Consider the following 23,977-nt stretch of genomic DNA (forward strand, 5'->3'; position numbering starts at 1 on the left):
ATCGGAGGAATTCACCCCCGTGCCCTCGTGCGCGGGGGTGGGAGGAGCGGTGCCGGAGGTAGGCTGATCGTCGTGCCGTCGCGCTGTTCGCTCACCGGGCTCGCGGTGCTGCTCGTCGTGCTGACGGGGCTCGCCGGGTGCGTGGCCTCCCCACCGACCGGCTCCGACTCCGGCGATCGGAAGGGCACGCTGTCCAGCGAAGTGCTCGGGAACCCGCGCACCGTCGACCCGTGCGGCCTCGTGGGCCCGGAGCGGTTGAACCGGTTCGGTGCGGTCAGCCGCGCCGGGACCGTCTCGCTCGACTACTGCCTGCTGCACGTGCGCCCCGAGCCGGACCAGCTGGTCCAGCTGGCGGTCGGACGGCTGCGCTACGTGGACCCGGAGCAATTGACCTCGGGCAATCCCGTGCGGCGCAGCGGTGGGCTGCGGCTGGTCCGCGAGGCCCCGGTTCCCGAGCACTGCACGTGGCGGATCCTCTTCTCCGACGGGGTCGCGTTGAGCGTCGACGCGGACTCGCTGTCCGGGCGGAGCTCGGTGGGGCTGTGCTCGCTCGCCGAGGCCGGAGTACGTGCGGCCGCGGAGACCATCCGGCAGCGCGAGGTCGAGCACCGGAGCTTCCCGGAGGGATCGCTGGCGCTCACCGATCCGTGCGAGTTGCTGTCCACGGAAACCGTGCGCCGGGTCCCCGGGCTGGAGCGGGTCGAGCCCCGGGACACCCCCTCGCGGCACAAGTGCACCTGGGGCGGGGGAAGCATCCGGGTGCCCAGCGTCGAACTGACCCACACGGCGGGCGAGCCGCCGCGCAGCAGGGACGCCACCTCGGTGACCGAGCGCACCGCGGGCAGGCGGACCGTGACGGACATCGTCGGCGACGACCCGAAAGTGGGACTCTGCTCGGCGGAGACCGGGCACATTCCCTTCGGCCCCCCGCGGTCGGGGGAGGTGGAAGTGGCGATGCTGGTGGTCTTCCTGCCCGAAGCCGACGGTCTGCGGGCCTGCGAGTTCGCCCGTGGGCTGGCCGAGCACGTCTGGCCGCGGCTGCCCGAGCGGTGACCCGGCGTTGCGGACGGGGAGATGCTTTCCGGGCGGTGGAAGGGCGGTTAACGTTGTCGACGTGCCTCGTCGAAACCGCCCCAAGCGTCCTGGCAAGCCGGAGTCCGCGGGTCCGCGCCCGCTCGGTTCCGGCTTCGGTTTCGCGCGTACCGAAACAGCACCGGACGGTGACTGGATCGTACGGACCGTTCCAGCCGCGCAGGCGCAGAAGATGTACAGATGCCCCGGATGCGACCACGAGATCAGACCCGGGGTCGGTCACGTGGTGGCTTGGCCAGCCGAGGACTACGGCACGGTGCAGGACCGGCGGCACTGGCACACCGGCTGCTGGCGCGGCCGCAAGCGGAGCGGCCGGGGCTTCGGCATGCGGTGAGTCCCGGCGTGTTCCGCGCTACTCCCGGGAGGGCGCGGGAACGCGGGCTCACTCGTCCGTGGCAGGATCGCGACGATGAGCACCGAAATTCGCGCGAACACCGTGCTGCCCGGTCGCCGGGAGCCCGTCACCCTGCACACCGCGGACGGGTTGAGGCTGGTGGGCGAGCTCGCCCTGCCCGAGCACAACGCACCGCGAGCGACCCTCGTCTGCTTGCACCCGCTGCCCACGCACGGTGGGATGATGGACTCCCACCTGTTCCGCAAGGCCGCCTGGCGGTTGCCCGCGCTGGCCGACATGGCCGTGCTGCGCTTCAACACCAGGGGGACGGCCAGCGAGGCCGGGCGCAGCGAGGGGTCCTTCGACAACGGTGATTCGGAGCGTTTCGACGTGGCGGCCGCGCTGGAGTACGCGGAGTTCCACGATCTGCCCGAGGTGTGGTTGCTCGGTTGGTCCTTCGGGACCGACCTCACGCTGGTGCACGGGCTCGATCCGCTGGTTCAGGGGGCCGTGCTCATCTCGCCTCCGCTGCGCTGGAGCACCGAGGAGCACCTGCGCGCCTGGGCGGAGTCGGGCAAACCGGTGCACGCCCTCGTCCCGGAGTTCGACGACTACCTGCGTCCCGAGGCGGCCGAGCGCGCTTTCGCCCCGCTGACCCAGGCCGAGGTGACCGGTTTCCCCGACACCAAGCACCTGTGGGTGGGCAAGGCCGAGCAGGCGCTCGACGCCGTCGTGCGCGCGGTGGCTCCCGAGGTCCCGACTCCGCTGCCCCGGCACTGGGAGGGCGAGACGCGGACGCACCAGGTCACCATCGTGGATTCCTGAGCACGCTGACGGGACGGTCCGGCTCGTGCGCTCCCGGACTCGCGGGGAGCGCTATGAGTCCCGAGCGGGGGCTTCGCCCGCGGGCAGGCGGTAGACCCACTCCTTGTGCGTCCCGTGGCCGTGTTCGGAGCGGAACTCGAATCCGAGCTTTTCGGCCACGCGACGTGCCGCGAGGTTGTCCGGACGCGTCCGGATCAGCACAGGTGTTCCGGCCAGGTGGGTGTTCGCGTGGTTCACCGCCGCGCCTGCCATCTCGGACGCGTACCCCCTGTTCCACGCGCTCGGGCGGAACCGGTAGTAGAGGTTGAGCACCGGTTCCCCGGACCACTCGGCACGGCGTAGCCCCCCGAAACCGATCACCTCCGAGTCGGCGCGGGTCTCGATCGCCCAGTAGCCGATTCCGTGCTCGGTCCACTGCTCGACCCAATCCCGCAGGTCGGAACTCACCCGGTCGCCGTGCGGAGTGCCGTCGGGTCGGTGGCGGTTGGTCACGGGGTCGGTGTGGACGGCGAGCGCGGTGGGCTCGTCAGTGAGCTCGACCGGACGCAGCAGCAGTCTCTCGGTGAACACTCGTGCGGGGATGCTCATCCGGGTGATGATATTGCTTCGGGCAGGGCTCGCGTCCGCGGACGTGCCCCGCGACTGATCAACGCACCGCGCGGAGCGTGATCTTCTGCGGCATCATGGGGGCGTGCACTACATCGAATCGGGAACCGGACCACCGCTGGTGCTGCTGCACGCCTTCCCGGTGGACGCGCGAATGTGGCGAGGCGTGCGGGCCGAGCTCGAGGAGCACTGCCGCGTCATCACGCCGGACCAGCGCGGGCTGGGACACAGCCCGCTGGACGGTTCCGCCGCTCCGAGCCTCGATCTGGTGGCCGACGACCTGCTCGCGCTGCTCGACCGGCTGGAACTGCCGCGGGTCCGGCTGGGCGGGTGCTCCATGGGCGGCTACGTCGCCATGTCCGTGCTGCGCAAGGCGCCGGAAAGGGTCAGCGGACTCCTCCTGTCCGGCACCAGGGCCGACGCCGACGGCGAACAGCAGCGGGAGAACCGGCTGCGGACGGCCGAGCGAGCGGAGACCGAGGGAACCGAGGGGTGGCTGGCCGACAACAGCCTTCCCGGCCTCCTCGGGGAGACCACTCGGCAGCAGCGCACGGACGTGGTGGACGAGGCCAGAGGACTGATCGAGGAGCAACCCCCGGACGGGGTCGCCTGGGCGCAGCGGGCCATGGCCGCGCGGCGGGACGGTTTCGACGTGCTGCGCGACTACGCGGGGCCTGCCCTGGTGCTGCGCGGGGCGGAGGACGGTTTGACCCCGGTGGAGTCCGCGCGGGACATGGCCGTGTCGTTGCCGAACGGTCGACTGGTGACCCTTCCCGGCGCTGGGCACCTGGCTCCGCTGGAGATTCCGTCCGGATTCGCGAACGAAGTCCGGGAGTGGTTGGCCGAAACGCAGTGATCAGGCCCGCGAACCGCCGCAGACCCCTCAGGTCTGCCGTACCTGCTGCTCCGGCTCGTGCTGTCCGGATCCTGCCTGCGAAGCGGTGGTGCTCTCCCCACCGGGTACGGTGATCTTCCTGGTGGGCGGGTCAGTTTCGTCGTTTTCCCCGCCCTCCTGGGCGGGTAGCTGGGACAGGTCGATCTTCTTCGTCGCCGGGTCCACTTCCGCGGTCGACGGGGTCGAGCTCCCCGAGGTGTCCGGCTCCTGCTGCTCCGGCGTGTCCGAATCCTGGGCGGAACTGTCCTGGGCGGGGACGGTATCGCTGCCGCCCGGCTCGAACCGGAGAGTTTCCTCGCCGCCGATGGCCTCGTCCGCCGCACCGTTCGTGGATCCGTCGCCCGCGGAGCCCCGTTGCTCGGCGTGCTCCGCGCCGGAACCGTCCGCGCTCGCGGTGTCGTCGCCTGTCGTCTCCGCTCCGGCCTCCGGGGAGTCCAGTGCGGTCTCCGTCTCCCGCAGGGCTCGTTCCCGTGCTTCGGCGGCGGAGTCGCGCAGTTCGCGCTCCTGCTCGTCGTCGGCGGTGAGCCGTTCCAGGATGGGGGTGGTCTGGCCCATCATCTCGGCGGCGTCCCGCAGCTTCGCCGCGACGTTGTCCCGCAGCTCGGTGAGCGTGTTGACCTGTTCGTCGACCTTGGCCAACCGCCGCTCGCACTCGGCGGTGGTCGCCGCGATGCGCCGCTCGGCGTCGGCACGCGCCTCACCGCGCAGCCGCTTGCTCTCGGAGGTGGCCTCCTCGAGCAACCGGGTGGCCTCCTCGGTGGCCTCGGAGACCATCGTCCGCGCCTGCTCACCGGCCTCGTTGACCAGCCGCTCGGCCTCGGCCCTGCTCTCCCGCTCGCGCTGCTCCGCGGCCTCGGTGCTCTCGCGCGTGAGCCGTTCGGCCTCATCGGTGGCTTCCTGAACGCGGCGGTAGGCCTCGTTGGTGCCCTCGCGCAGCCTGCGGTCGGCCTCCTCGGTGGCCTCCGAGACGCGGCGTTCGGCCTCGGCCTTGCTCTTGGCCTCCTGGTCGGCCAGGGTGCGCATGGACTCGCTGCGCCGGGCCGCCATGGCTATCTCGAAGTCCTCCTCGACCTGGGCACGTCTGGCCTCGGACTCCTCGTCGGCGCGCTTGCGGTTCTCCTCGGCCTCGGTGGTGATCCGCTCCGCCTCGGCCCTGGCGTTCTCCAGTATCGAGCTGTGCTCGGCCTCCATCTCCTTGCGCCGCGAGTCCAGCTCGGAGATCAGGTTCTCGTAGTGGCTGCGCAGGTTGCTCGCTTCCTGCTCGGCCTGTCGACGTGTTTCGGCGGCGTCGTTATCCGCCTTGGTGCGGATCTCCCCCGCTTCCTCCTGGGCCAGCCGCAGCATGCGTTGCAGTCGTTCGCTGAGCCCTTCCATCGTGGTCGGTGGCTGGCCCAGACGTTCGACCTGCGCACGCAGGCTCTCGATCTCGGAGCGCGCCGATTCGAGCTGCTTGGACAACTCCGCCGCCTGGGAGACGGCGGCATCACGGTCCGATGTGACCAGGCGCAGGTCAGCGTCGACGCGCTCCAGATGCTCATCGACCTGAGCTCTGTCGTAACCGCCCTTCCGGACGATGTCGAAGCCCGATCCCAGCGGTAGCAGATCACGATCGTCGGCAAGACCCATGGCACAACGCTACCTCTGAAGCGCCGACGATGTTGTCCGGTGCGCGATCGAATCCCGAAACACGTGCGGAGATCACAGTGAGAACGGCCCGGAACCGGGACTTGACCGGCCGGCCAACCAAGGAGCACTCTCGGTCGAGAGGGGACGAAAACGAAAAAACGGAGGTGATCGACATGGCTCGTGGTTCGGGTGAGTCGACCGCGCGCCCGTGGACGCGCTGGCAGGACTGGGGTGCCGTCGTGCTCGGCGTCTACCTGATCCTCGCGACGCTGTGGACGACCACGGGACCCGCCGCGTTGACGGCCATGATCGTGCTCGGTGCCCTGCTCGGTATCTCCGGCGTGTGGTCGCTGGTGATGCCGGGGTCGATCACCAGCGAGTACGCGCACGTGGTGCTCGGCATCCTGCTGGTGATTTCCCCGTGGGCCTTCGGGTACGCGGCTTCCGTCGGAGCGGCCTGGACCACCTGGGTGGTCGGTGTGCTCGCCGTGATCGTGGGGGTCGCCGCCCTGCCGGAGGCGAACTCGGCGCATCGTTCCGGTATGGCGCGGCAGCACTGAACGATTCCTCGTCCGCTCCCGAGAGCCGTGCTCCGCACCCTCCGGGACGGGGATGTTGTCATCGGATGTGTTTTCGCTCACCGTTCGGTCGCGCCGGGCGAGATCGAGGTTCCGGGGTGGACCGGGTCCGGTCCATCCCGGGCTTCCGGTGTTCGGCCTCCCGTCGGGGGCGAGCGGTGCGGTTTCCGTCGACGTGCAGCCCCCGGGAGGGCGTGATCATGACTACCGAAGCCGAGATCGAGCCCGCGCGGGACCGGGAGGACTCGAACGCGGGGTTGGCCAGGGAGCGCATCCTGGAAGCAGCGGGCGAGCTGTTCGCCGAGCGCGGTTACGACGCCACCCCGACCTCGCGGATCGCGGAGAACGCCCAGGTCCCCAAAGGACTGATCCACTACTACTTCAAGCGCAAGGAGGACATCCTGGTCGCTCTGGTCGAGCGGCTCCCGGAGCAGCGGATTCGCAGCGAGGAAGTGGTGGTGCGCGGCGACCTGACGGGCAGCCTGCGCGCCCTGGTCGGCGAGCTGGACCGCAGACTGCGCTCCTCGCTGCCGCTCAGTCACCTGCTCTGGCGCGAGGCGGACACGCACGAGGCGGTCCGCAGCGCGCTGAACCGGCGCTTCCAGCAGATCGTGGAACAGACGCGACACGTGATCGAGGGCGCCCTGCCCGGAGGGGCGCCGGGCGACATCGACACCGCCTCGGTGCTGCTGGCCAGGGCGATCAACCACGACCACGCCACGGCCCGGCTGCGGGCCAACGGTGTGGAACTGGATCGGGAGATCAGGCTGATAGCGCGCGCTCTGGGAGCAGGGCGGAGTGCCGAGGAGAGGTGAGAGTCGGCGGGTTCCCTCGCTCGGGCTCAGAGCATTGGCGTTGGTGGGGCGCCCCGGTCGGGAGTCCCCCTACGAGGGGCGTGTCGGCTGGGGACGAGCGGCCCTACTCGGCGGGCTGGACCAGTTCGACCAGGACACCGCCCGCGTCCTTCGGGTGGACGAAGTTCACTCTGCTGTCGGCCGTCCCCCGGCGAGGCGTTTCGAACAGCAGCCGGGTGCCCCGCTCCCGGAGACGCTCGCAGGCGGCCTCGACGTCGGTCACCCGGAAGGCCAGCTGCTGCAGCCCGGGCCCGTTCCGATCCAGGAACTTGGCGATGGTCGAGTCCTCGCGCGCCGGAGCGAGCAGCTGGACCCGTGTGGCCCCAGGGCCTTCCCCGGGGGCCGCGAGCATCGCCTCGCGCACCCCCTGGTCCTCGTTGACCTCCTGGTGCGTGGGCACCAGTCCGAAGGTCCTCCGGTGGAAGTCCACCGCTTCGTCGAGATCGGCAACGGCGATGCCCACGTGGTCGATGGCGCTTACCAGTCCGCCGAGTTCCTCCCGCATGGGAGAAAGCCTAACTCCGAATCCTCTTCCCGGGTAACTCGTGCGCGGTTGTGCGGCGGATCACAACTCGGCGGAGCGTTGCTCGCGGGTATGGCCCCGCCCGAGCGGGACGGGTCATCATGGTGGCCGTTCGAGGTGGCGCCCTCGTCACGTCCAGCGCGTTCGCAAGGGAGGCAGTCGTGGAAAGTTCCGTGATCGTGGCCGGGGCTCGCACGCCGATGGGCCGGTTGCTCGGCTCGTTGAAGGACTTCTCCGGGGCCCAGCTCGGTGGTGTGGCCATCAAGGCGGCCCTGCGCAGGGCCGGAGTGGAGCCGAGCCAGGTCGATTACACGATCATGGGGCAGGTGCTCACGGCGGGCGCGGGCCAGATCCCCGCTCGGCAGGCGGCCGTGGAGGCGGGCATCGGGATGGACGTGCCCGCTCTGACGGTCAACAAGGTCTGTCTTTCCGGGCTGGACGCCGTCGCGCTCGCCGATCAGCAGATCAGGGCGGGCGAGTTCGACGTCGTCGTTGCCGGTGGCCAGGAGTCCATGACGCAGGCCCCGCACCTGCTCGGCAAGTCGCGCGAAGGCTTCAAGTACGGCGACGTGCGGATGCTCGACCACATGGCCAACGACGGCTTGTTCTGCGCGTTCGACCAGATGGCCATGGGGGCCTCCACCGAGAAGTACAACTCCCACTACGGGCTGACCCGCCAGGAGCAGGACGCGTTCGCCGCCCGGTCGCACCAGCGGGCCGGAGCCGCGGCTGAGCGCGGGGTGTTCGCCGAGGAGATCGAACCGGTCACCGTTCCCCAACGGAAGGGGGAGTCGCTGCTGGTCGACGCGGACGAGGGGATCCGCGCGGACACCACGGCGGAAGGCCTGGGCAAGCTGCGCCCCGCCTTCGACGCGGAGGGAACGATCACGGCCGGAACCGCCTCGCAGATCTCGGACGGGGCCGCCGCGGTCGTGGTGATGCGCAAGTCGCGGGCCGAGCAGCTGGGGCTGAGCTGGCTGGCCGAGATCGGCAAGCACGGTGTCGTGGCCGGACCGGACGCGAGCCTGCACGAGCAACCGTCCAACGCGATCGGCAGGGCGTGCGCCCGCGCCGGGCGGGAGGCTTCCGAGCTGGACCTGGTGGAGATCAACGAGGCCTTCGCCGCAGTCGGCATCGCCTCCACCCGCGCGCTCGGCCTGGACGCGGAGCGGGTCAACGTCAACGGCGGGGCCATCGCGCTGGGACACCCGATCGGGATGTCCGGTGCCCGTTTGGCGCTGCACCTGGCCCTCGAGCTGAACCGCCGGGGTGGCGGGGACGGCGCCGCCGCGCTGTGCGGCGGTGGTGGCCAGGGGGATGCCCTGCTGTTGCACGTCCCCGGCGACGAGAAGGCGTGAGCGCTCCCGGCGGGTGACCGCTCGGGGTCGGTCGGGTCGTTCCGGTTCGGAGGGGCCGACCGACCCCTGGGGGATCCCCCGAGTTTCGCCCCGTCCGTCCCGGAGATCGCGCTCGCCGTGCGGTTCGACCACGCCCAGCGGGGATATTCTGTCCCCATGAAGTGGCTACCCGGTGGATGGCAACGCGCCGATCGTGGGAACACGGAGGGCAGCACGGCCCCGTACCGCACTCTCGCTCAGCAGGAGACCGTGGTCGAGCGCCGCAAGGTCGCCCCGGGACACGACGCGGAACCGCCAGGTACGCGAGCCGGCGACCGCGGGGGTCCCCCCTCCGCGACGCGCGTGGAGCCGATGACCGAGCAGCAGTCGGGGCGGCCCCCGAGGGGTGCCGCGCTGCTCGGGGACCACGCCCGTGACGTCGACGTCAGCGCGGCCGCCTTTCGCAACCTCCTCGTCGGAGGAGGAATCAGCGGGTTCCTGACCGTGCTGTGCGCTGCCGCCCTCGCCGGTTCGGGGAGCGGCTTCTGGCTGTGGTTCTGGCAGATCGTGTTCGGGGTGTGCTTCGTCTGGTTCATCGCCGCTTCCAGGGGATCGCTGAGCGGTCGGGGTTTCCTGCTGGACAGCAGGGGGCTGTACCCCCGCACCAACGGTGAGGTCTTCGCGGTGCCGTGGGAGGAGGTCACCGCCGTCGGCATCGGCGCGTTGCGCCCCGTCGAGAACCGCAGGCTCGTGCACCCGGAGCGGCGACGCGCGCTGGAACTGTTCCCGGCCGACCCGCTCTTTCCCGAGCGGCATCCCGAGCTGGAACGCTGGAGGGTGGAGGAGCCCCCGCCCATGCAGGGGCTTTCCGGGGTGCGCTACCGGTTCCACCTTCCCGCGCTGAGCAGGCTGCCCAAACAGCTGGAGAGAGGGGTGCAGAGCGCAGCGCCCCGAGCCTGGGTCGGTCAGTACCGGCGTCGGCTCCCATCTCCGCAGGGCTGAGCGGAGGACACCAGCTGCCCGGGCACGGGATCATCCCGGTCAAACCCCCTGTTCTGGGGAAGCTCCGGAGGGGGAGTGGTCCTGCGGCTGCGCGTCCTCGGCGAACTCGAGCACCTGGGGAGCGTGCTCACCGAGGCTGTTCAGCGGGTCCGCGGCGGTCAGCTCGGGAGTCTCGGAGGGGAAGGTCCACACCCGTCCCGGTCCGCCACTGGCTGTCTCGAACCGCACGGTCACCCTGCCGTGCCCGCACCCCTGCACCCAGCCGTGCCCCCAGTCCGGGTGGTGCACGTCGTCGCCCTGGGTCCACCTCTCGCGCAGGGGGTCCGGCGGGGTGGGCGACGGGGGCGCCGGGGGTGGTGCGGGCGTCGTCGCCGCGCCGTCCTTCCGTCCGGTCGCCTCCTCGGGCGTGGGGAACAGCGCGGCTTGCTCGGCCGTGGTCAGTCCGGAGTAGGAGACCCCCACCAACCGGACGGGAACACCGGGGTGGACCGCGACGGAGATCAGTCTCCGGGCCGCCGCGGCCAGCTCCTCGCGGTCGGCCGTGGCCGAGGCGAAGGTCTCGGAGCGGCTGATCGTGCTGAAATCCGCGTCCCGGACCTTCAGCGTGACCGTTCTGGCGGCTCGTTCGGAGGCGATCAACCTGCGGTGCGCCGCCTCGGCCATCTCGGCTATTTCCTCCGCCAGCTCGCCTCGGTCGGTCCGATCGGTGTCGAAGGTCGTCTCGGCACCGACCTGCTTGGCCTCGGCCCGCTCGGTCACCGGACGCTCGTCGATCCCGTGGGCCAGCCGGTGCAGTTCGGTCCCGTGGGCCTGACCGAGCAGCGCGGTCACGTCGCCGAGTTTGAGCGCGGCCAGCTCCCCGATCGTGTGCACACCGATGCGGTGCAGCTTCGACTCCCCGATCGGCCCTATGCCCCAGAGCTTGCGCACCGGGAGCCCGGCGAGCAGCCCGCTCTCCTCCTCGGCGGGAACGATCAACGAACCGTCCGGCTTGGCCATGCCCGAGGCGATCTTGGCCAGCTGCTTTCCCGAGCCGGCGCCGATGGAGGCGTTCACCCCGACCTCCTCGCGCACCCTGGCCCTGAGCTTCTCCGCGAACTCCACCACCGCTTCCCGGCTCGCTCCGGCGAGCTCGTGGGGCTCCAGGAAGGCCTCGTCGATCGAGACCTGCTCGAACCTGCCCGCGACTTCGCGGACGATGGTGAAGGCCCGCCCGCTCAACGTCCGGTAGAGCCGGAACCGGGGCGGGAGCACCACGGCAGTTCGGCACCGCCGCCGGGCCTCCCACATCGGCATGGCCGAGTGCACCCCGTACTCCCGCGCCGGGTAGCTCACCCCGGCCACGGTTCCGCGCGGCCCGGTCCCGCCTACGAGCAGGGGACGGCCGCGAAGAGTGGGGCGGGTGAACTGTTCCACGGACGCGTAGAAGGCGTCCATGTCCAGGTGCAGCACCCAGCGGTTCATATCGCCATTGAACGAGAAATCCCCGACAGTGGCCAGCGACCCCGCGGAATCGTGCGATGTTTTCCCGGGCACGCCACGCGAGGAGTGTCGCCCGTCACGAGATACGGTGATCCGCGTGTTCAGGACTTGTGTCGGATGGTTCCGGCTGATCGCGGTAGCCGAAGCGATCTCGTGGGCGGGGCTGCTCATCGCGATGGTCTTCAAGTACGGGTTCGGACAACCCGAGGGCGTGACCGTCATGGGCTGGGTGCACGGTCTGGTCTTCACCGCCTACGTGTTGGTGAGCCTGATCGCGTACGGACCGCTGCGGTGGAGTTTCCGCGTACTGGTTCTCGCGCTGGTCGCCTCGATCCCGCCCTTCGCCTCGGTGGTGTTCGAGCGCTGGGCTCTGCGGCGCGGACTTCTGAGTACGCCCGAGGAGCTGGGGCCGACCTCGTGGTCCCGGCTGATCGGGGCGCTGCGCGCGTTGAACTAGTAGGACTTCGCCGCCTCGGTCCGCGCGGGTGGTTCCCCGGGGAATCTCAGTCGGGGGCTCGTTGCGGGAGCCAGCACATCGAGTAGGAACCTACGCCACGTGCCGGCCGTCCTCGCGAGACCCTCGGCTGAGCACTCCCGGCGGTGCCGGTTGCGCGAGTGGTGGAAGGCGACCGGCCTCGCTCGTCCGCCGAGCTGCCTGATCGAGCGAGCGCTCGCCCGCCCCGCACGGACTCCCGGTCGAGATCGCCTCCCCGCCTCGGGGCGACTGTGGCGGCGTTCCCGCGAGGTGCGGGAGCGCGTTGCCCGATCCGTGCGAGCGAGAGGCGCGCTCAGAAGTCGCCCGCGGACTGCCGCACTTTGCCCAGGAGCTCGGTGAGCTGTCGGGTCTGCCGTTCGGTTATCCCGGTGAGCCCGAAGTTCACGGCGGTCACCGACTCGGTGGCCTTGTCCGTCAGCTCGCGCCCGCTGTCGGTGACTTCCACGAGCGTGGTGCGCCGGTCGGTCGGATGCGGGATCCGCCGGACGAGTTCGTCCGCCTCCAGCCGGTCGACGATGTTGGTGACGCTGGTCGGATGCAGCTGCAGCCGGTCGCCCATGACGCGCATCGGGAGGCTGCCCTGGCGGGAGAAGGTCAGCAGCACGAGGGCCTCGTACCGGGCGAAGGTGAGGTTGTGCGGTCGGAGCGCCGCGTCGACCTCCGACTGCAGAATCTGTTGGACCCGCATGATGCTGGTCACCGCGGCCATCGTCGAGGACGGGCCGACGCGTTGGGACCAGATATCGGCCGCACGGGCTATGGGGTCGAAGGGCAGCGGTTGACGGGGGCTCATGACATTCGACGCTAGCAGCGGGCACTTGCACGAACGGGCGACACGGGGAGTTCGAGGCCGGCGGAGCGGGGCGTGCGGAATGCCTTCGTCCCGGAACGTCGATAGGTTCCCGTGGCGCAGGTTACGAAATCACGACGGGCGAGCGGCCCGTAGTCAGGAGATGTGGAGATGTTGGTCGCGTTCAGCGTGGCGCCCTCGGGTGCGGGGGAGTCGGACGGCGTCAGCGCCGCCGTCGCCGAGGCCGTGCGGATCGTCCGCGAATCCGGGCTTCCGCACGAGACGAACGCCATGTTCACCACGATCGAAGGGGAGTGGGAGGAAGTCATGGAGGTGGTCCGCCGCGCGACCGAAGCGGTCTCCGCGCGGGCACCGCGTACGAGTCTCGTCATCAAGGCGGACATCCGTCCCGGGCACACGAACCAGCTCCGGGAGAAGGTGGAGCGGGTCGAGCAGCGGCTCGAGGAGGAATGATCCCCCTTCTCCCGGAGGGATGTCCGAGTGCCGACTCGGGAGGACAGGATCCCCGCGGAGGCGGTGTCGGGGAGACCGCGACACCGCCCCGTGAAAGATTCGGCTACCGGATCACTTGCTCATCGGGTGGTCGACGACCGGTGCGTTGACGCACTGGGAGGACTCGGGCGACAGGACCTCCGCGATCACACCGACAACGGCGCCGATGTCGTTCCCGCAGGCCTGGACCGGCACGGCGCTGATGTTGTTGTCGTCGACCGCGTTGATGCCGTCGTTGTCGGCGGTGTCAGCGAACGCGGCCGTTCCCAGGGTCATCATGCCCATGGCGGCGACACCGGCTGCACCGGCAACACGGGTTGCAATACGCACTATTGGTACCTCTCGTCGTACTTGCGGGTAGGGAATTTTCCCGATCGAGTCCCTACTGAGTGGCGGTCAGAGCGCTGAATGCGTGCTCTCCGCACCGCGGACTCGTGAGTGAATTCGGCGCCGCATCCGCCAAAGATGAGGGGGATTCCGGCAAAGCCACCTGAACGAGTGATCAGTTGTCCCTTGGTCGTGTAGGTCTTCGGGTCCTGCTGTGCGTTGCGTGAACAGCTTTTCCGTTGACCGGGCAACGGCGGGGAAACCGAATCGGGGTGGGAGTGGGACCGCGGGTGCGCGACGTGTCACGATGGTGGTGTGACAAGGCCTGATCCACGGCAAAACCCTGATGCACAGCAGAGCGCACCGGCTTCCGCCACGATGGCAGGAGCGATGGACCTCTCGGCGCTGAAGAACCGGGCCGAGTCGCGCCCGGAGGCGCAGCAGTCGGCGGGCTCCGGTTCGAAGGGCGGTGGCTCGAAGGGCGGCGACTCCGCGATCGTCGAGGTCACCGAGTCCAACTTCCAGGCCGAAGTGGTCGACCGCTCCATGCAGGTCCCCGTTGTGGTGGACCTGTGGGCGAGTTGGTGCCAGCCGTGCAAGCAGCTCTCCCCGGTGCTGGAGAAATTGGCCCGCGAAGGCGGGGGCGCCTGGGTGCTCGCCACGATCGACGTGGACGCCAACCAGCGCATCGCGCAGTTGTTCGGAGCGCAGTCCATCCCGACGGTGATCGCGATAGCGGGCGGTCAGCCGGTCGAGGCCTTCGCCGGTGCGCAGCCCGAGGAGCAGATCAGGCAGTGGATCAACTCGATCCTCGACGCGCAACGCGATCAGCTTCCGGGGATCCGCGCCGCCGAGGAGGCGACCGGTGAGGAGGCCGAGCAGGAGGACTCCCGCTTCACCGCGGCCGAGGAGGCGCTGGAGCGGGGCGAGTACGCCGCCGCCGAGCAGGCCTACCAGCGGATCCTGGAGGCCGAGCCGGACAACGAGCAGGCCAAGGCCGCGCTGGCGCAGGTCCGGTTTACGGCCAGGGCGGAGAACGCCGATCCCGCGGCCATCGAGCGTGCCGAGGGGAGTCCGGACGACGTGGACACCCAGCTCGCCGCAGCGGACGCGGAACTGGCGCAGCAGCGGGTCGAGGACGCGTTCAACAGGCTGATCGGTGTGGTCCGGCGTACTTCCGGGGGCGATCGCGACCGCGTTCGCGAGGAGCTGCTGGAGATGTTCGGTCTGTTCCCCGATGGGGACCAGCGGGTCGCCAACGCGCGTCGTTCCCTGGCCAACGCCCTGTTCTGACCGGTGCGGCCCTGCCGTGGTCGAGCACTGCCGTGCTCGACGATCGGCCGTGGTGCTTCCGGCGCGGGTGGCGCCGAAGCACCACGCCGTCCACCGGCATCGCGGCCCGGCGCTTTCGAGATCTCCGCTTCCGAGCGGCCAGGGCGCTCGTGACCGCCCGATCCACTTGACGATCCGGCGCTCGTGACCGCCCGACCAGTCGGCATCGCCGCGGGCGAGGCGCCGAACGGGCGGGTGCCGAGCGGTTCGCACGATTCACCGCGCGAACCGAGCGGGCCGGCCCCTCAAGCGTCGTATTCGGAGGAGCAGGGGGTCATCCCCTGCTGAAACCCGATGCGGAACGCCTCCACTCGCGCGAATCCCGCCGGTACCTGCTCGCCTCTCGCGTCCGCGGCGATGAGGCCGTCGTCGCTGAGCAGGGAGGCGATTCCCTCGTCGAGGTCCCCCGGTGCGATCCGCAGCCGGCCCACCGGGTTCCGCCTGCCGATCGGGTCCTCCACGATCAGCCCGCTCCACGCGCCGACCAGGCAGGCGGTGCGCAGCCCGGCGGCGTCCCCGGTGACTTCCAGGCCTGCGGCCTCCTGCACGGCCAGCGCGTACCGCGAGGCGAGCTGCGCGTAGGCGGCGAAGTCCCCGTAGCCGGTACCCCGGTCCCCGCTGTCGGGGGGAGCGGCGATGTCGCGCAGCGCGGACAGGTTCAGCGAGATCGTGTTGCTCGTCGCGCAGTAGGACGCAGGTTCCGTGCTCTTCTCGCCGGGACAGGGTCGCTGCTCGGTGGTGATCTCCGGAGGAACCACCCCGGTGTCGCCGAAGACCTCGCGCAGACTCCGCTCGACCTGAGCGATGCTCTGCTCGTCGACCGGCAGGTCGGTTTCCTGGGCCTGCTTCCAGAACTGGAACTGGGTGGTCCGCTCGGTCACGGACTTCTCGGTCATCTCGGCGCAGCGCTTCGGACCGTCGCTGAAGCCGTACTGGAACGCCGAGACGCGGTCGAAGGCGCTCCCGTGGGCCCGGGCATCGGAGAAGCCGGTTCTGCCCGGCTCGTCCCGGATGTAGCCGAGCACCCCCAGGACCTTGTTCAGCCCGCTTCCGGTGGATACGCGGATGTGCTCGGCGGAGCCTTCCGCGGCGTGCCGGAAGAACGCCCCGGTGAAGCAGTCCGCCTGCTGCTCGGAGACCAGCGTCGGGGTCCGCTCGTCGACGAGGCCGGCCCGGTGCTGCACGGCGTGCCCGAACTCGTGGGCCAGCACGGTGACCGGGGCCATCGCGCCGAAGGTGTTCCGCAGCCCGGGCAGCAGTTCGCCCCTGTCCCAGGCGATGGTGTCCTCGGCGGGGCAGTAGAAGGCGTTCGCGAGACCGGCGGTGTCCTGTCCGCAGACGCGCCTGCCTCCGCTGGTGGAGTCGTAGGAGACCAGCCGCTCGATCGGTCGGAACGTCCCGTCCCCGAAGGTCTCCGGGTAGGCGCTCCGCCAGTACTGCTGGACGTCGGCGACCGCGTTGGTGGCCAGCGTGTCCGTCTTCCCGCCCGTTCCGCCCTCCACGGGGAGATCGGCGTCCTGCGCGGCCGGTTTGAGACCGCTGGGGCCGTCGCTGGCGGGAAGTCCGGCCACGGTGTCCGCGGAGGTGCTGCTGTTCGTGGTGGGGGTTCCGTTGATCGTCCTGGAGCAGCCGGTCACTCCGAGACAGAGCGCCAGCGCCGCGGACGACGCGGCGATCAGTCGTCGTGTTGTCGAGCTTCGTGCCACTGACGCGCCCCGTCCTGGAAGTCGTGCGGTCGTACTCATCCACCCCGTCGTCCGGGGAGAGAACTGGGATTCTCGTCGGAGACGGTTCGCACGGTCGGCCGCGCACCTGGCTGCCGGGCGCACTGCTGCCGTGCGGCTCCCCGGCGAAGCCTAACGAACGTGACCCGTTCGCTCCGTTGTGGACCCGATCCGGGTGCTCGTCCGATGCGTGCTGCGACGCCGCCGGGACGTCACGCGCGGGCAGCCGATCCGGCCGAGCGGGTGGTGCCGCGCAGGGGCGCCGTCGGGATCGCAGCACCGGGCCTTCAGCGCGGACACGTTCGCGCACCGTCGCGCACCCCAGTCCGGAAAGCGCGGAGCGCTTCGAACCCGCTGAGGGTCCGGCCGGCGAACAGGGAATTGCCCGCGAGCACGGAGCGGACGGCCTCGTCGAGGTCGGCCGCCGAACCGTTGCCCGATCCGCGCACCTCCTCAGCGGTGTGCGCGCCGCTGAGGCAGGAGGCGGCGCGCTCGAGCCTCCGGGCGTCGGTGATCCCGCCCGCTCGCCGGAGCGCGTTCGTGGCGAGAGCTGCCACCACCGGGATCTCGGCGGCCCGGTCCCCGAGCTCGTAGGTCATCCGGTCCAGGGCGGAGCGGTCGACGAGGAGGTCACCGCGGCACTCGTACACCGCCGCTTCGGTGGCGCACCCGGAGGTGTCCGAGTCCCGCGCCGGACGCACGGCGGGGACCGTCCAGTCCCATCCGTTGTGGACGGCGAGCTCGCGGAAGCGCTCCCTGATGGCCGGGACCCGTTCGTGCAGCAGCTCCGGGACCCCGCGATCGCCCGCGCGCTGCTCGTCGCCGGACCAGTCGCCGCTGAGGTCCCTGTCGGTCGCGGTCATCCCGGCGCACGCCGTGGGGCCGCCGGTGTAGCCGTCCTGGAAGGCGCTCGCCCTGTCGTAGGCCGTTCCGTGCTCGTCGGTGACTCCGCCGCCGACCGGATCGGAGAAGTTGATCAGCGCGTGCAGCGCGTCGTCGAGCTGCGCTGTGCTCATCCCGAGCCGTGCGGACTCGCCTGCGACCACTCGGTGGACGTAGGCCCCGGCGAAGCAGTCCGCCGTGGCCTCGGCGATCACCGGGGACCTCTCCGGGGCGGGTGCTCGCGCGGACCGGAGGCGGTTCGCCACCGCGTGCCCCATCTCGTGGGCGAGCACGACGACCACGGCCGATCGGCCGTAGTTCGTGCGCAGCACCGGCAGGAGCGCGGCGCGGTCCCAGGCGATCGCGTCCACGGTGGCGCAGTAGTACGCGTTCCCGGCGAGCTCGCTCACCTCGGCGGTGCAGGGAGGTGGCTCGGCCCCGGTGTCGGTGGTGTCCACGGAGAAGAAGCCGCCGTCGAGGTCGTGCCAGGGCTGCCCGAACGCGCGTGGCAGCGTCCGACTCCAGTAGTCCTGCGCGTCGGTGACGACCGTGGCGGCCAGCTCGTCGATCGGGGAGGAGTCCGTCCCGAACACGAAGGACGGGTCCACACCGTCCCGCACCACCGAGTCTCCTACCACGGGATGCCCTCGGACGGAACACCCCGCAGCGGTCACGAGCAGCAGCAGCCCGAGAAGCAGGGCCGGTATCCTCCGCGGCGGGTCCACCGCACCAGGTTCGCACGTCGTCGTTCTCGTGGGCTGTGCGGAACTCGTTCGGGGCGAGATACCCTCACCCGTCGTGAGAGCCGTCCGTCGCTTCACCGTCAGCGCGCACCTGCCCGATTCGTTGCAAGCGCTCGGCCGCTTGGCCATAAACCTGCGCTGGAGCTGGCACCCGCCGACGCAGGACCTGTTCGCCTCCGTCGCGCCGGACGTGTGGTCGGAGGTGGGCGGGGACCCGCTGCGCCTGCTGGCCGAGGTGCCCGCGGAGCGCTTGGACCGTCTCGCCGCGGACGAGGACTTCCTGGCGCGGACCAGGGCCGTCGACGACGACCTGCGCCGCTACCTCACGGTTCCGCGCTGGTACCAGCAGCGTCGCGACGAGGGAACCCCGCTGCCCGCCTCGATCGCCTACTTCTCCATGGAGTTCGGGCTGACCGAGGCGCTGCCCAACTACTCGGGCGGGCTGGGAGTGCTGGCGGGGGACCACCTCAAGTCGGCCTCCGATCTCGGTGTCCCGCTGGTGGGCGTGGGGCTGTTCTACCGCTCGGGCTACTTCCGCCAGTCGCTGTCCGCCGAGGGGTGGCAGGTGGAGCAGTACCCGGTGCTCGATCCGCGCGGACTGCCGCTGGAACTGGTGACCCGCCCCTCGGGGGATCCGGTGCTGGTCCACGTCGCGATGCCCGAGGGGAGGACCCTGCGGGCGAGGATCTGGAAGGCGCAGGTCGGCCGGGTTCCGCTGCTGCTGATGGACAGTGACCTCGAGGACAACGACGAGGATCTGCGCGGGGTGACCGACCGGCTCTACGGTGGGGACTCCAGCCACCGCATCAGGCAGGAGATCCTCGCCGGCATCGGTGGGGTGCGGGCCGTCCGGGCCTACTGCGAGCTGACCGGGATGGCCTCCCCCGAGGTGTTCCACATGAACGAGGGACACGCGGGGTTCCTGGGGCTGGAACGCATCCGCGAGCTGCTGTCCGGGCCGGGACTGCAGTTCGACGAGGCCGTGGCGGCCGTGCGGGCGGGTACCGTGTTCACCACCCACACCCCGGTTCCCGCCGGGCTGGACCGCTTCCCCACGCACCTGGTCCGGCACTACTTCGGCGACGGCTCCGAGCAGTCCCTGCTGCCCGGGGTGCCGACCGACAAGATCCTGGATCTCGGCGTGGAGAACAAGCCGGGCACCTTCAACATGGCCAACATGGGGCTGCGGCTGGCGCAACGGGCCAACGGTGTCTCCGAGCTGCACGGCGACGTCAGTCGCAAGATGTTCAGCGGACTGTGGCCCGGCTTCGACACCGCGGAGATCCCCATCTCCTCGGTCACCAACGGGGTCCACGGGCCCACCTGGTCGGCGCGGGAGCTCGGCAAGCTGCTCGGCGAGTCCGAGATGGACCAGGGAGCCGGGCTGCGCGGCATCGAACCCGTCAGCGACTCGCTGCTGTGGGAGCTGCGCAGCTCGCTGCGGCAGCGGCTCGTCGAGGAGGTGCGGCGCAGGCTGCGGCACGCCTGGCTGCAGCGCGGGGCGTCGGACCTGGAGCTGGGCTGGTGCGACTCGGTGTTCGACCCGGACGTGCTCACGATCGGTTTCGCGCGGAGGGTGCCGACCTACAAGCGGTTGACGCTGATGCTGCGCGACCCGGAGCGGCTGCGGGCCCTGCTGCTCGACCCGGACCACCCGGTGCAGGTGGTGGTGGCGGGCAAGTCGCACCCCGCCGACGAGGGCGGCAAGGCGATGATCCAGCGCATCGCGCGCTTCGCCGACGACCCCGAGGTGCGCCACCGCATCGTCTTCCTGCCCGACTACGACATGTCGCTGGCCCGCTACCTCTACGCCGGCTGCGACGTCTGGTTGAACAACCCGGTGCGTCCGCTGGAGGCCTGCGGAACCTCGGGCATGAAGTCCGCGCTCAACGGCGGGCTGAACCTGTCGGTCCGGGACGGCTGGTGGGACGAGATGTACGACGGCCACAACGGGTGGGCGATCCCCAACGCGAACGGGGTGAGCGATCCGGAGCGCAGGGACGACCTCGAAGCGGGCGCGCTCTACGAACTGATCGGCGAGCACGTGGCGCCGATGTTCTACGAGCGCAACAGCGAAGGCGTTCCCGGGCGGTGGATGTCGATGGTGCGGCACACCCTGGCGACCCTGGGGCCGCGGGTGCAGTCCTCCAGAATGGTGCGCGAGTACGTCGACAACTTCTACTCGCCTGCGATCCGCTCCGTGCAGGCCGCCGCGGCGGACCGGTACCGGGGCGCCAAGGAGATAGCCGCCTACAGGGAACGGCTCGAGCAGGCGTGGAGCGAGGTACGGATAACCGACACGTACATGTCCGTCGAGGAAGGTTCGACCCCGCTGCTGGGCGGCAAGGTCACCGTGCGCGCCCTGGTGGAGCTGGCCGGGTTGGACGACTCCGACGTGGAGGTGGAGGTCGTCGTCGGCAGGGTGGACGATTCGGACGAGCTGCGCGACTTCGTCACCACGTCGATGAGCTGCGTCGCCGACGGCGGTTACCAGGCCACGGTGACGCTGCCGCACACCGGCCCCGCCGGTTACACCGTTCGCGTGCTGCCGCAGCACCGGCTGCTGTCCAGCCCCGCCGAGCTGGGCAAGGTCGTCCTCGCTGGGTGAAGGATGGTCGGCGGTGCCGGTTGCTTGGGTGGTTGCGTGGCGGAACCTCTCGCGGGCTCTCGCTCCGGGGAGGCCCGACATCGGGTAGCGGCCTACACAACGTCGGGCCTTCCTCGCGAGAGCACCCCGAGAGAACCCGCGGTCGGTCGGGCTGCGCAGGCTCGTAAGCGCCTGGGCTGGACGGTGTCCCTTCTGTCGGGAGTTCCTGTCCGAGCGGTCTAAGGGTCCGGGGGGCAGGTGGATTCTTCGGCGCCGCGGGCGCCGAAACACCCACCCACGCAGTCGGCGCCGCCACGCAACCACCCGAGCAGCCGGACCCACCGACCGCCCCTCAACAGATCGTCAGTCGCTTTCGGGTGGAGCACACCCGGGGCCACCACGCCGCGTGCCCCTCCGCTTCGGCGAGCGCCGCGCGGGCGCTCACGTTGTCGCCCCGCGCCATGTGCGCGCGGGCTAGCGTGGCCAGGTTGTCCGCCCTGGTGGTTCCGGAGGCGGCGTTCCGCGCGCCGAGCTCGGCGAGCTGCTTCGCCCGCTCGGTCTCGCCGTTGATCAGCGCGAGCAACCCGAAGGTCCCGCTCAGCTCGAAGCGGGGGACGCCGAGGCCGACCGAGTCCTGCAGCGCCTGCTCGGCGGTGGGCAGGAGGTCCTCGGAAGGAAGCTGCCCCGCTTCCACGGCGGACAGCGCCAGCCCGGCGAGCCCGGCCAGCAGGTAGGACATCTCCCGCGCTTCCGGGGAGTGCGTGGACAGCGTGTGCAGCAACAGCATCGTGGCCCTGTCGAACTCGCCGCGGGCCTGGTGCACGGTCGCCCGGCAGGAGGCGGTGGTTCGCGCGTTCGGGGCGATCTCGGCGAGTTCGTCCACGAGCGCCTCCGCGGCGTCGAGCTCGCCGTCCTGCAACAGCGCGTGCGCCTCGGCGGCGTAGGCACCCGCGCGGAACTCCAGGCGGCGCGACTCGCTCATCCGCGGGAGGCCGAAGAGCAGCCACCCGGTGGAGGTGTTCAGCGGAGCTCTGCGCGGGATCAGCGCGTGGACCATCGAGGCCGTCGTGGCCAGGACGAGACCGTGCCCGAAGGAGGACCCCGCGGCGAGCAGGCACGCGCCGACCACGAGGAGCCCGGTCAGCGCCGAGGTCGCCGCCGCGAGCACGGAACGCGTCACCACCGGCTCCCTGCGGGGGCCGATGTCGGCGCTGAGCACGACGGGCAGGGCGCGCACGGTCACGAGCACCCCGCCCAGCCGGAAGCTCGTCACCCGGCGCATCGCCCCGATCACGATGTTGCTCACCCGCAGGCCGAACAGGAAGGACCCGAGCAGCAGGCCCGCTCTGATCGCGGCGGGCAGCGCGATCGCCCCGAGCAGTGCTCCCGCGGCCGCCAGCGCGATCCCGCCGGGGCCCTTGCCCAGGAGGAGCTCGAGCGCGGTCAGCACGAGCAGTGCCGCCGACGCCGTCGCGCACCACGGTCGGCGGAGCGGTTTCCACAACGCACGCACGGGGAGTGGATGTTACCCGCGTGCGGCGGGTGGTGTGGTGCGATCGCGGAATCGTCCTATGGTGGCCGCGGCGGCGTGGTCCCGGCCGCACGTCCGTTCCGGGCTACCGGGAGAATGAGGGAAGTGGATCGGAGTGATCCCACGATCCACGCGGATACGACCGCGTGCCGACCGGCACGCGAACCACGGCCGGTCGTGACTGGGAGGTAGACGTGGACGACCTGGTCATCCGAATGGATGGCGTCAGTGTCCGGCGGGCGGAGAGCGCGCTCGTGACCGACGTGAACTGGTCGGTGGAGCTCGACGAGCGCTGGGTGGTGCTCGGACCGAACGGTGCGGGAAAGACCACCGTGCTCAAGCTCGCCGGTGCCGAGCTGTACCCGACGACCGGCACGGTCGACGTGCTCGGTGAGCGGCTGGGCAGCACCAACGTTTTCGAGCTGCGTCCGCGCATCGGCTTCTGCTCGGCGGCCATGGCCGCCAGGATGCCGGAGGACGAGCTCGTGCGGGACGCCGTCGTCAGCGCCGGTTACGCCGTTGTCGGCCGGTGGCGCGAGGAATACGAGGACATGGACACCGAACGGGCCGAGGAACTGCTCGAGGCCATGGGCGTGGCCGAGCTCTCGGGGCGCGCGTTCGGGACGTTGTCCGAGGGGGAGCGCAAGCGGGTGCTGCTGGCGCGGGCGCTGATGACCGACCCCGAGATGCTGCTGCTGGACGAGCCCGCCGCGGGGCTGGATCTCGGTGGGCGCGAGGACCTGGTGGCCAGGTTGTCGAAGCTCGCCCTCGACCCGGACGCTCCCGCGATGACCCTGGTGACCCATCACGTCGAGGAGATTCCCCCCGGTTTCACGCACGCTTTGCTGCTGCGCGAGGGAGGTGTGGTCGCCAAGGGACTGCTCGACGACGTGCTCACCGAGGACAACCTGTCCAAGACCTTCGACCAGGATCTCGAGCTGCGGCGCAACGGCGACCGCTACTTCGCGCAGCGCAGGCGGTGACCCCGCGTGGTCCGCTCAGCGCCGTGCGCCGACGGCGGGGCAGCAACGACACAGCTTCCGGTGCCGTGCTCGCGCGGGTAGTCTGCGGCACCGTTCACGATTCGACGAGGAGGTTGCGCCGTGGGTGAGTACGTCAGGCTCGAGGTGGACGGCGGCATCGGGACGATCAGGCTGGACCGTCCCAAGATGAACGCGCTCAACAGCCAGGTCGAGCAGGAGATCCGTGCCGTGGCCGAGGAGGCGGCCGAGCGCTCCGACGTTCGAGCCGTGATCGTCTACGGCGGGGAGAAGGTCTTCGCCGCGGGGGCGGACATCAAGGAGATGGCCGAGAAGTCCGCTCCGGAGATGGCCGCCAAGGAGCGTCGCGGCCTCTCGGACGCGTTGAGCGCGGTGGCGGCGATCCCGAAACCCACGGTGGCGGCCCTGACCGGTTACGCGCTCGGCGGCGGTTTCGAGCTGGCGCTGACCTGTGATCGCCGCGTCGCCGCGGAGGGGCTCAAGGTCGGTCAGCCGGAGATCCTGCTCGGGGTCATCCCCGGTGCGGGCGGCACGCAGCGGCTGGCGCGACTGGTCGGTCCCAGCAAGGCCAAGGACGTGATCTTCAGCGGTCGCTTCGTGGAATCCGACGAGGCGCTGTCCTCGGGGATGGTGGACGAGGTGGTCCCCGCCGAGGAGGTCTACGCCACCGCGCGCCGGTGGGCGGAGCAGTTCGTCAACGGGCCCGCCCACGCCCTGGCCGCGGCCAAGCGGGCCGTCGACGAGGGGCTCGAGACGGACCTGAACACCGGACTGCGCATCGAGACCCACCTGTTCACCTCGCTGTTCGCGACCGAGGACCAGAAGATCGGCATGCGTTCGTTCATCGAGAACGGCCCGGGCAAGGCCGAGTTCACCGGCGAATGATCCGGCTGGTCG

23 protein-coding genes are annotated in these 23,977 nt (G+C 70.6%); 14 read left to right on the forward strand and 9 right to left on the reverse strand.

The genetic code is table 11. The features are described from left to right. Positions 1-72 precede the first annotated feature (72 nt). From G9Q41_RS17150 to G9Q41_RS17160, 3 genes are all read left to right on the forward strand, one after another. Positions 73-1,053: a DUF3558 domain-containing protein gene (locus G9Q41_RS17150; RefSeq protein WP_165633451.1), complete on the forward strand. Its 981-nt coding sequence runs from the start codon at positions 73-75 to the stop codon at positions 1,051-1,053. Between the two features lie 61 nt (positions 1,054-1,114). Further along, positions 1,115-1,426 carry a hypothetical protein gene (locus G9Q41_RS17155; protein WP_092523620.1) on the forward strand — a complete coding sequence of 104 codons (312 nt, stop codon included), beginning with the start codon at positions 1,115-1,117 and terminating at the stop codon, positions 1,424-1,426. Between the two features lie 75 nt (positions 1,427-1,501). Next, the gene (locus tag G9Q41_RS17160; protein WP_165633450.1) at positions 1,502-2,251 is read left to right on the forward strand and encodes an alpha/beta hydrolase; all 750 of its coding nucleotides are present in this window, start codon (positions 1,502-1,504) and stop codon (positions 2,249-2,251) included. 51 nt (positions 2,252-2,302) lie between these two features. On the opposite strand, the gene G9Q41_RS17165 is transcribed toward G9Q41_RS17160, so the two are convergent. Beyond that, positions 2,303-2,839: a GNAT family N-acetyltransferase gene (locus G9Q41_RS17165; RefSeq protein WP_165633449.1), complete on the reverse strand. Its 537-nt coding sequence runs from the start codon at positions 2,837-2,839 to the stop codon at positions 2,303-2,305. 103 nt (positions 2,840-2,942) lie between these two features. On the opposite strand from G9Q41_RS17165, the gene G9Q41_RS17170 reads away from it, so the two are divergent. Continuing rightward, on the forward strand, positions 2,943-3,713 hold the full coding sequence (locus G9Q41_RS17170; protein ID WP_165633448.1) for an alpha/beta hydrolase: 771 nt from the start codon (positions 2,943-2,945) through the stop codon (positions 3,711-3,713). Between the two features lie 27 nt (positions 3,714-3,740). On the opposite strand, the gene G9Q41_RS17175 is transcribed toward G9Q41_RS17170, so the two are convergent. Continuing rightward, entirely contained in the window at positions 3,741-5,378 is a 1,638-nt protein-coding gene (locus G9Q41_RS17175; protein ID WP_165633447.1) for a M protein, read from the reverse strand. A gap of 173 nt (positions 5,379-5,551) precedes the next feature. On the opposite strand from G9Q41_RS17175, the gene G9Q41_RS17180 reads away from it, so the two are divergent. Together G9Q41_RS17180 and G9Q41_RS17185 are read left to right on the forward strand one after the other, a co-directional pair. After that, positions 5,552-5,938: an SPW repeat protein gene (locus G9Q41_RS17180; protein ID WP_165633446.1), complete on the forward strand. Its 387-nt coding sequence runs from the start codon at positions 5,552-5,554 to the stop codon at positions 5,936-5,938. A gap of 218 nt (positions 5,939-6,156) precedes the next feature. Beyond that, positions 6,157-6,771 carry a TetR/AcrR family transcriptional regulator gene (locus G9Q41_RS17185; protein ID WP_092523610.1) on the forward strand — a complete coding sequence of 205 codons (615 nt, stop codon included), beginning with the start codon at positions 6,157-6,159 and terminating at the stop codon, positions 6,769-6,771. A gap of 103 nt (positions 6,772-6,874) precedes the next feature. Here G9Q41_RS17185 and mce read toward each other — a convergent pair whose 3' ends face one another. Then, entirely contained in the window at positions 6,875-7,315 is a 441-nt protein-coding gene (gene mce, locus G9Q41_RS17190) for a methylmalonyl-CoA epimerase (protein ID WP_092523608.1), read from the reverse strand. Between the two features lie 179 nt (positions 7,316-7,494). Between mce and G9Q41_RS17195 the strand changes: the two genes are divergently transcribed. Beyond that, positions 7,495-8,691 (forward strand): acetyl-CoA C-acetyltransferase, encoded by a 1,197-nt coding sequence (locus G9Q41_RS17195; protein WP_347567597.1) that lies wholly within the window; start codon positions 7,495-7,497, stop codon positions 8,689-8,691. Between the two features lie 156 nt (positions 8,692-8,847). Beyond that, positions 8,848-9,672 carry a hypothetical protein gene (locus G9Q41_RS17200; RefSeq protein WP_165633444.1) on the forward strand — a complete coding sequence of 275 codons (825 nt, stop codon included), beginning with the start codon at positions 8,848-8,850 and terminating at the stop codon, positions 9,670-9,672. 39 nt (positions 9,673-9,711) lie between these two features. On the opposite strand, the gene G9Q41_RS17205 is transcribed toward G9Q41_RS17200, so the two are convergent. Then, positions 9,712-11,136 (reverse strand): DNA polymerase IV, encoded by a 1,425-nt coding sequence (locus G9Q41_RS17205; protein ID WP_165633443.1) that lies wholly within the window; start codon positions 11,134-11,136, stop codon positions 9,712-9,714. Positions 11,137-11,251: 115 nt separating this feature from the next. Here G9Q41_RS17205 and G9Q41_RS17210 point away from each other — a divergent pair, with 115 nt between their 5' ends. Further along, positions 11,252-11,611, forward strand: coding sequence for a DUF3817 domain-containing protein (locus G9Q41_RS17210; protein WP_347567596.1), 360 nt, complete (start codon positions 11,252-11,254; stop codon positions 11,609-11,611). 331 nt (positions 11,612-11,942) lie between these two features. On the opposite strand, the gene G9Q41_RS17215 is transcribed toward G9Q41_RS17210, so the two are convergent. Then, on the reverse strand, positions 11,943-12,443 hold the full coding sequence (locus tag G9Q41_RS17215; protein WP_092523601.1) for a MarR family transcriptional regulator: 501 nt from the start codon (positions 12,441-12,443) through the stop codon (positions 11,943-11,945). A 168-nt stretch (positions 12,444-12,611) separates the two neighbouring features. Here G9Q41_RS17215 and G9Q41_RS17220 point away from each other — a divergent pair, with 168 nt between their 5' ends. Next, the gene (locus G9Q41_RS17220) at positions 12,612-12,914 is read left to right on the forward strand and encodes an MTH1187 family thiamine-binding protein (protein ID WP_092527367.1); all 303 of its coding nucleotides are present in this window, start codon (positions 12,612-12,614) and stop codon (positions 12,912-12,914) included. 111 nt (positions 12,915-13,025) lie between these two features. Here the strand turns inward: G9Q41_RS17220 and G9Q41_RS17225 are convergent, their stop codons facing one another. After that, the gene (locus G9Q41_RS17225; protein WP_342751277.1) at positions 13,026-13,283 is read right to left on the reverse strand and encodes a hypothetical protein; all 258 of its coding nucleotides are present in this window, start codon (positions 13,281-13,283) and stop codon (positions 13,026-13,028) included. Between the two features lie 387 nt (positions 13,284-13,670). Between G9Q41_RS17225 and G9Q41_RS17230 the strand changes: the two genes are divergently transcribed. After that, positions 13,671-14,573 (forward strand): tetratricopeptide repeat protein, encoded by a 903-nt coding sequence (locus G9Q41_RS17230; protein ID WP_207631346.1) that lies wholly within the window; start codon positions 13,671-13,673, stop codon positions 14,571-14,573. Positions 14,574-14,857: 284 nt separating this feature from the next. Here G9Q41_RS17230 and G9Q41_RS17235 read toward each other — a convergent pair whose 3' ends face one another. Further along, on the reverse strand, positions 14,858-16,318 hold the full coding sequence (locus G9Q41_RS17235) for a neutral zinc metallopeptidase (RefSeq protein WP_347567595.1): 1,461 nt from the start codon (positions 16,316-16,318) through the stop codon (positions 14,858-14,860). Between the two features lie 305 nt (positions 16,319-16,623). Beyond that, positions 16,624-17,943, reverse strand: a complete 1,320-nt coding sequence (locus tag G9Q41_RS17240; RefSeq protein ID WP_165633441.1) for a hypothetical protein — start codon at positions 17,941-17,943, stop codon at positions 16,624-16,626. 73 nt (positions 17,944-18,016) lie between these two features. Here G9Q41_RS17240 and glgP point away from each other — a divergent pair, with 73 nt between their 5' ends. Further along, positions 18,017-20,569 (forward strand): alpha-glucan family phosphorylase, encoded by a 2,553-nt coding sequence (gene glgP, locus G9Q41_RS17245; protein ID WP_165633440.1) that lies wholly within the window; start codon positions 18,017-18,019, stop codon positions 20,567-20,569. Between the two features lie 331 nt (positions 20,570-20,900). Here glgP and G9Q41_RS17250 read toward each other — a convergent pair whose 3' ends face one another. Then, entirely contained in the window at positions 20,901-22,061 is a 1,161-nt protein-coding gene (locus tag G9Q41_RS17250; protein WP_347567594.1) for a hypothetical protein, read from the reverse strand. Positions 22,062-22,294: 233 nt separating this feature from the next. Here G9Q41_RS17250 and G9Q41_RS17255 point away from each other — a divergent pair, with 233 nt between their 5' ends. Continuing rightward, positions 22,295-23,062 (forward strand): ABC transporter ATP-binding protein, encoded by a 768-nt coding sequence (locus tag G9Q41_RS17255; RefSeq protein ID WP_092527351.1) that lies wholly within the window; start codon positions 22,295-22,297, stop codon positions 23,060-23,062. 120 nt (positions 23,063-23,182) lie between these two features. Beyond that, complete coding sequence (locus G9Q41_RS17260) at positions 23,183-23,965, forward strand: enoyl-CoA hydratase-related protein (protein ID WP_165633439.1); 783 nt, start codon at positions 23,183-23,185, stop codon at positions 23,963-23,965. Positions 23,966-23,977: the final 12 nt, after the last annotated feature.

Origin of the sequence: Actinopolyspora sp. BKK2, from assembly GCF_011291845.1 — a bacterium.
GTDB classification, from domain to species: Bacteria; Actinomycetota; Actinomycetes; order Mycobacteriales; family Pseudonocardiaceae; genus Actinopolyspora; species Actinopolyspora saharensis.